We start from the raw sequence: 9,339 nt of genomic DNA, 5'->3' as shown, positions 1-9,339 counted from the left end.
GCGGTGGTCCAGCATAAGGCGATCCAGCATATCGAGGCGCTGCCGGACACCTTCTCCTCGAGCTGGGAAAAGGGCGGCATCACCATCCTCGAGCGGCTGACCGACGAGCAGCTGGCCGAAATGGGTCGTGACAAGTTCGAGCTGCCCATGTTCATTGCCATGGATCGCCCGCAACATACCGGCCAGCGGCGGACCGTTGCACCCAAGTTCACCCCCAGCGGCATGACCGAGATGGAGGACGAGATCCGCCAGCGGACGGGCGAGCTGCTCGATACGCTTCCGCGCGGCAAGGTGTTCGACTGGGTCGATACCGTCTCGATCGAGCTGACTACCGGAATGCTCGCGATCCTGTTTGGCTTCCCCTGGGAAGATCGCCGGTTGCTGACCTACTGGTCCGACTGGTCGGGCGATACCGAGCTCGCCACCGTGCGCGATCTCGATCAAATGCGGCAGGGCATCCTGCGCGAGATGGGCGCCTATTTCCAGTCGCTGTGGATCGAGCGGACCATGGACAAGAATCCAGGCGACGATCTCATCTCGATGATGATCCACAGCCCTGCGATGAACCAGATGAGCCCCGAAGAATTCATGGGCAATCTGGTGCTCCTGATCGTCGGCGGCAATGACACCACGCGCAACTCGATGAGCGGCTTTGTCCATGCGCTCGACAAATTCCCCGACCAGCGCAAACTGTTCGAGGAAAACCCCGAGCTGATCCCCAATGCGGTGCAGGAAATGCTGCGCATGCAGACCCCGCTGGCGCATATGCGCCGCACCTGCACCGAGGATACCGAAGTCTTCGGCCAGACGATCAAGGCGGGCGAAAAGGTCGTGCTGTGGTACCTTTCCGCCAATCGCGACGAGGAAGTGTTCGAGAACCCCGACAAGCTCGACCTGACGCGCGAGAATGCCCGCCGCCACCTCGCCTTCGGCTATGGCATCCACCGCTGCGTGGGTGCCCGCCTGGCCGAGCTCCAGCTGCGGGTCCTGCTTGAGGAAATGCACAAGCGCCGCATGCGCGTACACGTGGCGGGTGACGTCGAGCGGGTACGTGCGAACTTCGTTCACGGCTTCCGCAAGCTCGAGGTCGAGATTACCGAATTCTGAGGCCGATCGGGTAACCTTTCGGCCTGCTAAAGCGTATGTTCAGCGTGGGGCGGCTAGGCCCCACGCAAGGATATGCGAGCGATGACCAAAACCGTTCTCGACCGCCGCGGCCTGCTCGGCTGGATCGGCGCCTCTGCCAGCTTTGCGGCACTTGCCGCCTGCGGCTCGGGCCGCGCGGAAGCCAAGACGTTCCCGCTCACCCTGAGCGATGCCGAATGGCGGAAGCGACTGACCAAGACCGAATATTGGGTACTGCGCCAGGAAGGTACCGAACGGCCTTTCACCTCGCCGCTGAACAAGGAGTACCGCGAGGGGACTTTCGTTTGCGCTGGTTGTGCCACGCCGGTCTATTCGTCCAAGGTCAAATATGACTCACACACCGGCTGGCCGAGCTTCTGGCAGGCACTGCCGGGCGGTGTAGCGACCAGCACAGACTACAAGATCGGCTATCCGCGCACTGAGGTTCATTGTGCGACCTGCGGCGGCCATCTCGGCCACATCTTCGACGACGGACCGCGCCCGACCGGCAAGCGTCACTGCATCAACGGCGTCGCGCTGGATTTCATCCCGGCCTAGACAGGCTTCTTGTCAGCTCGGTGGGGCGGCGGTGTCTTCCGGCAGCCCCGGGGCTATCCGTGCCTAGCGCCGATCTTCTGGTTTCAGCAGCAGCGGACACTGAACGCGCGCAGCGAGCAGGGCGAATTCGCGCAGGCTGAAGAAGGTATCGAAAGCGAGGCCGTAGTTGGCATCGCGGCGCCAGCGCACCTTGGCGCGGATCTCCGGCATGAATTCGTTCTCGATGCGCACCGTCTGGTCGATCGCGAAGACGCTGTCGCATTCAACGCGTGCGCCTTGCTGCGAGAGGTTGAGCATGTAGGCATTGGCCTTCTGCGTGAGCGTCGAAACGGTCAGTGGCATGGCGAGGTTGAGGCGGAGCTGACGCTTCGGGAAAGCCCAGTTCTCGTGAATCAGTTTCTCGACCGGGACGACGCGTTCGAACCGATAGCTGCCGTCAAAGCCATCGGCGCGTACCTGGCGCATTTCGTAGGTTTCGCCGTTCTGCAGTTCGAGCGCGATCTGCTCGTCAGTAGGCAGGCCGTGGAAAGTCCGTAGGCTGACACCGGTAGCGGAGACGTCACGGATAACGCAGACGAATTCGCCCTGGCCGCAGACCAGTTTGGCCGCGCGTATCAACGAGGTGTAACGCGGCGCACCCCGCTGGTCAGCGGTCGTTACGGTGCTCGTATTGTTCATCGAGTACGCCGTCGCGAATTCCATCTACCCAAATCCCTGTTCGACGCCCCGCCGATTGTGGCGAACGCAAACCTCTATGGATCGAAAGCTTTTCCGGACCCTTCAATAGGTCACTAAGCGTTAACACGGAGTCAAAGCGAGGGGCTATTCTGTCAGGAATTCCGACAATTGGTGCGGGCGGTGGGACTCGAACCCACACGAGCAAGGCTCAGGGGATTTTAAGTCCCCGGCGTCTACCATTCCGCCACGCCCGCAGCGGCGGGCAGCGTTAGGGGTTTGGCGCCCTCCACGCAATCAGGCAGTCGAACAGCGATCAATCCGCGTTGAGGCGGCGACGCATTTCCTTGCCCGGTTTGAAGTAGGGAACCTTCTTGGCAGGCACATCGACGGTATCGCCGGTCCGCGGGTTCCGGCCCTTGCGGGCTTCGCGTTCGCGCGTGGAAAAGGCCCCGAAGCCGCGCAGTTCGACCCGGCCACCTTCGGCCAGTCGCTGGGCGATTTCTTCAAAGAAGATGTCGACAATCTGTTCGACTTCTTCGGCACGCAATCCCGGATTTTCCTGTGCGAGAACGGCAAGCAGTTCAGATCGGATCATAAGCGCTCTCCCGGCCGCCCTCCCAGGCCAGCCAGACAACTGTTTTCCTTTTTCGCAACCCTCCCGGATCACCGCATGCGCGGTTTCGCCGAGGTAAACTATAGTGGCAGAAGCCCTGCGTCCTCGCAAGAAAACAATTGCTTCCCGATCATGCGTCCGACAGCAAATCGGCCGCGACCACGCCCAACCGGTCCATGCGGGCCCGAATCTCGGGCCATTCGCGGTCGAGGAAAAGCTTTCGCTCGCTGGCACGCAACCGGTCGGCCGCACCGGGGACGACATACATGCCGACACCACGCTGGACCTCGACCAAGCCGTCATTCTGGAACTGTTGGTAAGCCTTGGCCACGGTAAGCGGATTGGCCCCCTGTTCCGCGGCGAGCGCACGGACCGAGGGCAACATTTCCCCTTCGGCATAGCGGCCGTCGATGATTGCCGCCGCGATCATGTCGCGCAGCTTGAGATATACGGGCTTTGTCTGGCTGTTCATGGCGATTCCCCGAGTATTACTGATACAGTGCCATAATACAGCGCTGCGCACAAGACTCTGCGCCGCAAACGGCACGGACCCGTTCATCGCGGCGCAAGGCGGTCTCGACTGTAACTAAGGCTTCACATGCGCGTTCGAACCGCTAGGGTGCCGCGCCATCGGGACCCGCAAGCGGTCACAAGCGAAGTTCAGGGGGAAAGCCTGTAATGAAAGATTTGGCGTTGTGGAACGAGGGCGACTGGATCGCGATCATCGCGGTCGTCGTGCTCGCAATATTCCTGGCAATCGGCGGCAAGATCGCAGTCCAGAAAGAACCAGAATTCGCCGGCCATCCCAAAGGCCTCTACATGCTCTTCTTCGCCGAGATGTGGGAACGCTTTTCCTACTACGGCATGCGCGCCATCCTGATTTTCTACCTTACCCAGCACTGGCTCTTCTCGGATTCCAAATCGAGCCTGATCTACGGCGCCTACACTTCACTGGTCTACATTACCCCGGTGCTCGGCGGCTATCTGGCCGACCGTTACCTGGGCCAACGGAAGGCGGTCCTGTTTGGCGGCCTGCTGCTCGCAGCTGGCCACTCGCTGATGGCGGTTGAAGGCGTCGGCGGCCAGGACGACCCGACGATCAATGTCTTCTGGGCGGCCTTGGCTTTTATCATTGTCGGATCGGGCTTCCTTAAGGCGAATATTTCGGTGATGGTCGGCCAGCTCTACAAGCTCACCGACATCCGCCGCGATGGCGCCTACACCATTTTTTACATGGGCATTAACGTCGGCGCGGCGATCGGCACGATCCTCGTCGGCTATCTTGGACAGACCATCGGCTGGGGCTTCGGCTTCGGACTCGCCGGTATCGGCATGCTCGCAGGCTTGGTGGTCTTCGTCCTCGGCAAGAAGGCGCTGATGGGTGCAGGCGAAGCACCGGCCGTCCTCAGCAAGAGCCGCGAATGGACGCTCTACGGCATCGGCTTTGCTGCTGTCGCGGTGATCTGGGCGCTGGTCCAGTACCAGGATGTCATCCAGACCCTGCTCGCCATCTCGGGCGTCGCCCTGCTGGGTTATGTGCTGTATGAGAGCTTCAAGCTCGAAAAGGAACCGCGCGAACGCATGTTCGCCATCCTGTTCCTGATCAGCCTCAACCCGCTGTTCTGGGGCCTGTTCGAGCAGGCCGGCGGATCGATGAACCTGTTCACCGATCGCTTTGTGGATCGCGGCGCGGTTCCGGCCTCGATCTTCCAGTCGATCAACCCGATCTACATCATCCTGATGGCACCGATCTTCGCGGCGCTGTGGCAGTGGTTGGGCAAGCGCGGCAAGGAGCCGTCGGCCCCGGCCAAATTCGGCCTGGCACTGGCACAGATGGGTCTGGGCAATCTGGTCCTGGTCTGGGGCGCGCAAGCCTATGGCATCGAAGCGATGACCCCGGTGATCTTCGTCTTCCTGTACTACCTGCTGGCGACCACCGGCGAACTGTGTCTCTCGCCCGTGGGCCTATCAGCCATGAACCGGCTTGCGCCGAGCTTCCTTGCATCGCTGATCATGGGTGCGTGGTTCTACATGACGGCCGTAGGCAACTTCGTCGCAGGCAAGATTGGCGAGGCGACCGGGGGCCACGGTGGCGAACTGAGCAAGGCGAAGCTGCTTGAGATCTACGAGCTGTTCGGATGGGTTGCGATCGGCGCTGCCGTGGCGGTGCTGCTGGTCAGTCCGATCGTGAAGCGCTGGATGCATCTCGATACGCTTGGGGATCGCGCTGACGACCTGCCCGGCACCAAGGAAGGTCCCGGGGAAGCGCAGGGTGCGGGCGTCCACCCGGGCACACAGCCTGCGGGCTAAGCCTTTCAATCGACGCCCAATCTGCGAAGGGCGGCATCGAACCGACCAACGTATTTGACGGTACCGGCCGGGGCAGCAATGCTCCGGCCGGACTGCATCTGGGGGAACCATGAAGATACGTGCCTTGCTTGCTTGCGCCACTGCGCTGGCGCTGGTGGGATGTTCGGCTGCCGGCGAGGCGGGTCGACCGAAGTCCGCTTCCTCGAAAGACTGGACCGCGCCTGTTGGTGAAGATGGAAACGCGCCCTTCCCCTCGACCTATAAACCCTACCCGGGTCGACCCACCGCGTTGGTCAGCGCCACCGTCTATGACGGCAAAGGCGGGCGGATCGAGAACGGGACGGTGCTGTTCCGCGATGGCAAGGTGGTTGAGGTTGGCGACGCCTCGCTTTCAACCGACGGCTATGATCGCGTGGATGGTGCCGGCAAATTCGTCACCCCGGGGGTGATCGATATCCACTCACACCTAGGGGACTATCCGAGCCCCGCGGTCGAGGCGCATTCGGACGGTAATGAGGCCACCAGCCCGACCACCCCCGAGGTCTGGGCCGAACACTCGGTCTGGCCGCAGGACCCGGGTTTCACTCGCGCGCTGGCCAATGGCGGCGTCACCTCGCTGCAGATTCTGCCAGGGTCCGCCAATCTGATGGGCGGGCGAGCCGTCACGCTCAAGAACGTACCCAGTCGGACTGTGCAGGGGATGAAATTTCCCGGCGCGCCCTACAGCCTCAAGATGGCCTGCGGCGAGAACCCCAAGCGCGTCTACGGTGGCCGGGGGCGGATGCCTTCGACCCGGATGGGCAATTTCGCGGTGAACCGCCAGACCTGGCTCGATGCCAAGGCCTATGACGGCAAGAAGCGCGACCTGGGCAAGGAGACGCTGAAGGGCGTGCTCGACGGCGAAATCCTGGTCCAAAACCATTGCTACCGCGCAGACGAAATGGCGCTGGTGATCGATATGGCCAATGAGATGGGCTATAAGGTCGCCGCCTTCCACCATGCTGTCGAAGCCTACAAGATCGGCGACCTGCTCAAGGAAAACGACATCTGCTCGGCGATCTGGGCCGACTGGTACGGCTTTAAGATGGAAAGCTATGACGGCATCCTCGAGAATGCCGCGCTGCTGTTCAAGGAAGGCGCCTGCGTGGTGATCCATTCGGACGACGCCAATGGTATTCAGCGCCTCAACCAGGAAGCAGCCAAGGCGCAGGCAGCAGGGCACCGCATCGGGATCGATATTCCCGATGCCGAAGTAATCCGCTGGTTCACCCACAATGCGGCCAAGGCGATGGGCATCGGCGATCAGACGGGCAGTCTAGAGCCGGGCAAGATGGCCGATGTGGTACTGTGGAACGGTGATCCGCTATCGGTCTATTCGCGACCCGAAAAGGTGTGGGTCGACGGCGCGCTGTTGTTCGATGCGCTCGATCGCAAACGCCGCCCGGTAAGCGACTTCGAGCTAGGCCAGCCCGGTGAAGGAGACGTGAAATGATCCGCGCTACCCTTCTCGCCGCGAGTGTGCTCGCACTCACCACTCCCGCCGCAGCCGAGGATTTCGTGATCGTCAACGCCACCCTTGCCAAGGGTGATGGCAGCGAGCCGATCCAGCAAGGTGTGGTCATCGTCGACGACAACAAGGTGATCTATGCCGGGCCGCAATCGGGTGCCGGATCCTTCGATACGGCTACCGTTTACGACGTGGCGGGCGGCTGGGTGACCCCTGGCCTTGTCGCCACGCTGACGCAGCTGGGGCTGTCCGACGTCGGCGGGGTGAGTGAGTCCAACGACACCCGCGCCAGAGGTTCGCGCTTCGGGGCGGCGCTCGACGTGACGCCAGCGATCAACCCGTCATCAGAGCACATCACCGTGCACCGGGCAGCGGGGATCACTCGTGCAGCAACCGACACAGTACCTAGCGCGGGCATTTTCGGCGGTCAGGGCGCGATCATCGATCTCGGCGCCGATGGCGACGCCGTGACCACGCCGCGCGCCTTCCAGCTCGTATCGCTGGGCGAAACAGGTGCACGAATTTCGGGGGGGAGCCGGGTTGCCAGCTTCGTCGACCTCGCGAACGCGCTGCACGAGGCAGATGCCTATGCCAAGGGCAAGTGGGACGGTGCTGATGCCGTATTGCCCCGTGCCGATGCCGAGGCGTTGGGCCCGGTGCTCAACGGTTCGCAGAAGCTCTATGTCGGGGTCGAACGGGCATCGGACATCCGAGCCGTCCTGGGCCTCAAGGCCAGCTATCCCGAATTGGACCTCGTGCTGCTGGGCGCAAGCGAAGGCTGGCTTGTTGCATCCGAAATTGCTGTTTCGGGCGTTCCGGTGATCGCCGACGGGCTCGACGATTTGCCTGCGGCGTTTGAGGAACTCGCCGCAACGCAAAGCAACATCGGGCGCATGGTGAAGGCGGGCGTACAGGTCGCGATCAACGCGGCAGCAATGGAGAACCCGCGCAACCTCAACCAGTATGCCGGCAACCTCGTCGCACTGGCAAAGGTGCCCGGCGCCAGTGGGCTCAGCTGGGGGGAGGCATTGGCGACCATCACCTCCGTACCGGCGGAGATTAGCGGGCTGAAGGGCCGCGCGGGCGTGCTGGCACCAGGAGCCCTGGCCGACGTGGTGGTCTGGGACAACGACCCGCTCGAACTGGGCTCGGTCCCGACCATGGTTTTCATCGAAGGCGTAAGGCAACCGCTCGACAGCCACCAGACGCGGCTGCGCGATCGCTACAAGGATCTCGACGAGACCACCCTGCCCGAGGCCTATGACTGGTAAGGATACGCGTGACATGCGAATGACTTTGCTCGCACTGGGTGCGGCCGCTGCCGCTGTCGGCTTCCATGCGGTGGCCGCGCAGGATTCCACACCTGACCGATCACAGGACCTGGCGTGGATGAGCGCGCAGCAGGCTTATCTGGGCGGTCTCAAACCGGCAGATGGCTGGCGCTACATCGAGGGCGGGGTGCGCTGGCGCTACCTCGACTACAAGGGCGGCCAGGAGAGGCCCCGCGTCGTTGACACTGTGACGGTGCACTATGCCGGGACTTTCATCGACGGCGAGACGTTCGACAGCAGCTTCGATCGCGGCGAACCCGCAACCTTCCCTTTGGGGCGGCTGATCAAGGGCTGGCAGCTGGCAATCCCGCAAATGGGGGTGGGCGATACCATCGAGATCGCCATCCCGGCGGAGCTTGCTTACGGGACAACCGGCAAGGGGCCGATCCCGGGCGGGGCGACACTGCTGTTCAAGGTCCAGTTGCTTGGGTTCGAACGCGCCGAATAGGCGCAGAATCTAGGCCTTGCGCCCAGCGTTACAGCTGGTATCCATGTTTACGGCGTGAACATGGGAGTCTCGCATGGACCAGACTTTGGTTTCCCTGATCGCAGCGTCTACCGCCTTCGTCGGTACGCATTTCATCCTCTCGCATCCCTTGCGCGCACCGCTGGTTGGGCGGCTGGGGGACAGGGGCTTCATGGGCCTCTACTCGCTGGTCGCGCTGGGCACCTTTGGCTGGGCGGTGATGGCGTTCCGTGCGGTCGGACCGGGCGGCGCGCAATTGTGGGATGGCATGGGTGACATGCCCTGGGCGATTGCGTCGGTGGTCATGCTCATCGCCTCCGTGCTCTTTGCCGGTTCGTTTGCCGGCAATCCCGCGCTCCCCGACCCGCGCGCCGCAAACCTCGCCGCGGCCGGACCGCACGGTGTCTTCCATGTGACCCGCCACCCGATGATGTGGTCTTTCGCGCTCTGGGCCGCGGTGCACTTCATATTGAGCCCGACTTCGCGGCGGTTCGTCCTGGCTGGGGCTATCGGGGTTCTCGCACTGGTTGGGGCGCACATGCAGGATCGCAAGAAAGAGATTCTGATGGGCGAGACCTGGGCCGGGTGGGAGAGGCAGACCAGCTATTGGCTGCATTTCGGCAAGCTGGGCAAGGCGGGCGCAACACCGTGGATTGGCGGCGTGATCGGCTGGCTGCTGTTCACCTATGCGCACATCCATGCGAATGGCATCCCCGCCGGTTTATGGCGGTGGATCGGCTAACCGCCGCGG

Annotated in this window: 10 protein-coding genes and 1 tRNA gene; 7 read left to right on the top strand and 4 right to left on the bottom strand. The window is 62.7% G+C overall.

What is annotated here, in order from left to right; genetic code table 11:
- Both AAFM29_RS08525 and msrB read left to right on the top strand, forming a co-directional pair.
- A partial coding sequence (locus AAFM29_RS08525; RefSeq protein WP_341712379.1) for a cytochrome P450 occupies positions 1–1,107 on the top strand: 1,107 nt, incomplete at its 5' end.
- Positions 1,108–1,188: 81 nt separating this feature from the next.
- On the top strand, positions 1,189–1,683 hold the full coding sequence (gene msrB / locus AAFM29_RS08520; protein ID WP_341712378.1) for a peptide-methionine (R)-S-oxide reductase MsrB: 495 nt from the start codon (positions 1,189–1,191) through the stop codon (positions 1,681–1,683).
- A 63-nt stretch (positions 1,684–1,746) separates the two neighbouring features.
- Here the strand turns inward: msrB and AAFM29_RS08515 are convergent, their stop codons facing one another.
- The 4 genes from AAFM29_RS08515 to AAFM29_RS08500 form a co-directional block, all read right to left on the bottom strand.
- A complete protein-coding gene (locus tag AAFM29_RS08515) occupies positions 1,747–2,361 on the bottom strand; it encodes a PilZ domain-containing protein (RefSeq protein ID WP_341712377.1) in 615 nt (204 codons plus the stop codon).
- Positions 2,362–2,530: 169 nt separating this feature from the next.
- Positions 2,531–2,615 (bottom strand) — tRNA-Leu (locus AAFM29_RS08510).
- A 59-nt stretch (positions 2,616–2,674) separates the two neighbouring features.
- On the bottom strand, positions 2,675–2,956 hold the full coding sequence (locus AAFM29_RS08505) for an integration host factor subunit beta (protein WP_341712376.1): 282 nt from the start codon (positions 2,954–2,956) through the stop codon (positions 2,675–2,677).
- A 148-nt stretch (positions 2,957–3,104) separates the two neighbouring features.
- Positions 3,105–3,446 carry a GntR family transcriptional regulator gene (locus AAFM29_RS08500; protein ID WP_341712375.1) on the bottom strand — a complete coding sequence of 114 codons (342 nt, stop codon included), beginning with the start codon at positions 3,444–3,446 and terminating at the stop codon, positions 3,105–3,107.
- Between the two features lie 206 nt (positions 3,447–3,652).
- Between AAFM29_RS08500 and AAFM29_RS08495 the strand changes: the two genes are divergently transcribed.
- The 5 genes from AAFM29_RS08495 to AAFM29_RS08475 all read left to right on the top strand — a co-directional run bounded on the left by AAFM29_RS08495 (position 3,653) and on the right by AAFM29_RS08475 (position 9,330).
- Entirely contained in the window at positions 3,653–5,284 is a 1,632-nt protein-coding gene (locus tag AAFM29_RS08495; protein ID WP_341712374.1) for a peptide MFS transporter, read from the top strand.
- A 109-nt stretch (positions 5,285–5,393) separates the two neighbouring features.
- The gene (locus AAFM29_RS08490; RefSeq protein WP_341712373.1) at positions 5,394–6,776 is read left to right on the top strand and encodes an amidohydrolase; all 1,383 of its coding nucleotides are present in this window, start codon (positions 5,394–5,396) and stop codon (positions 6,774–6,776) included.
- A complete protein-coding gene (locus tag AAFM29_RS08485; protein ID WP_341712372.1) occupies positions 6,773–8,062 on the top strand; it encodes an amidohydrolase family protein in 1,290 nt (429 codons plus the stop codon). The genes AAFM29_RS08490 and AAFM29_RS08485 overlap by 4 nt, the downstream gene beginning before the upstream one ends.
- Positions 8,063–8,075: 13 nt before the next feature.
- On the top strand, positions 8,076–8,570 hold the full coding sequence (locus AAFM29_RS08480) for an FKBP-type peptidyl-prolyl cis-trans isomerase (protein WP_341712371.1): 495 nt from the start codon (positions 8,076–8,078) through the stop codon (positions 8,568–8,570).
- Between the two features lie 73 nt (positions 8,571–8,643).
- Positions 8,644–9,330 (top strand): NnrU family protein, encoded by a 687-nt coding sequence (locus AAFM29_RS08475; RefSeq protein WP_341712370.1) that lies wholly within the window; start codon positions 8,644–8,646, stop codon positions 9,328–9,330.
- The last annotated feature ends 9 nt before the right edge of the window (positions 9,331–9,339 follow it).

The organism is Erythrobacter sp. (assembly GCF_038133525.1).
Classification (GTDB): domain Bacteria; phylum Pseudomonadota; class Alphaproteobacteria; order Sphingomonadales; family Sphingomonadaceae; genus Qipengyuania.
The sequence above is the reverse complement of the archived record's forward strand: the minus strand, read 5'-3'. Positions and strand labels throughout refer to the sequence as shown.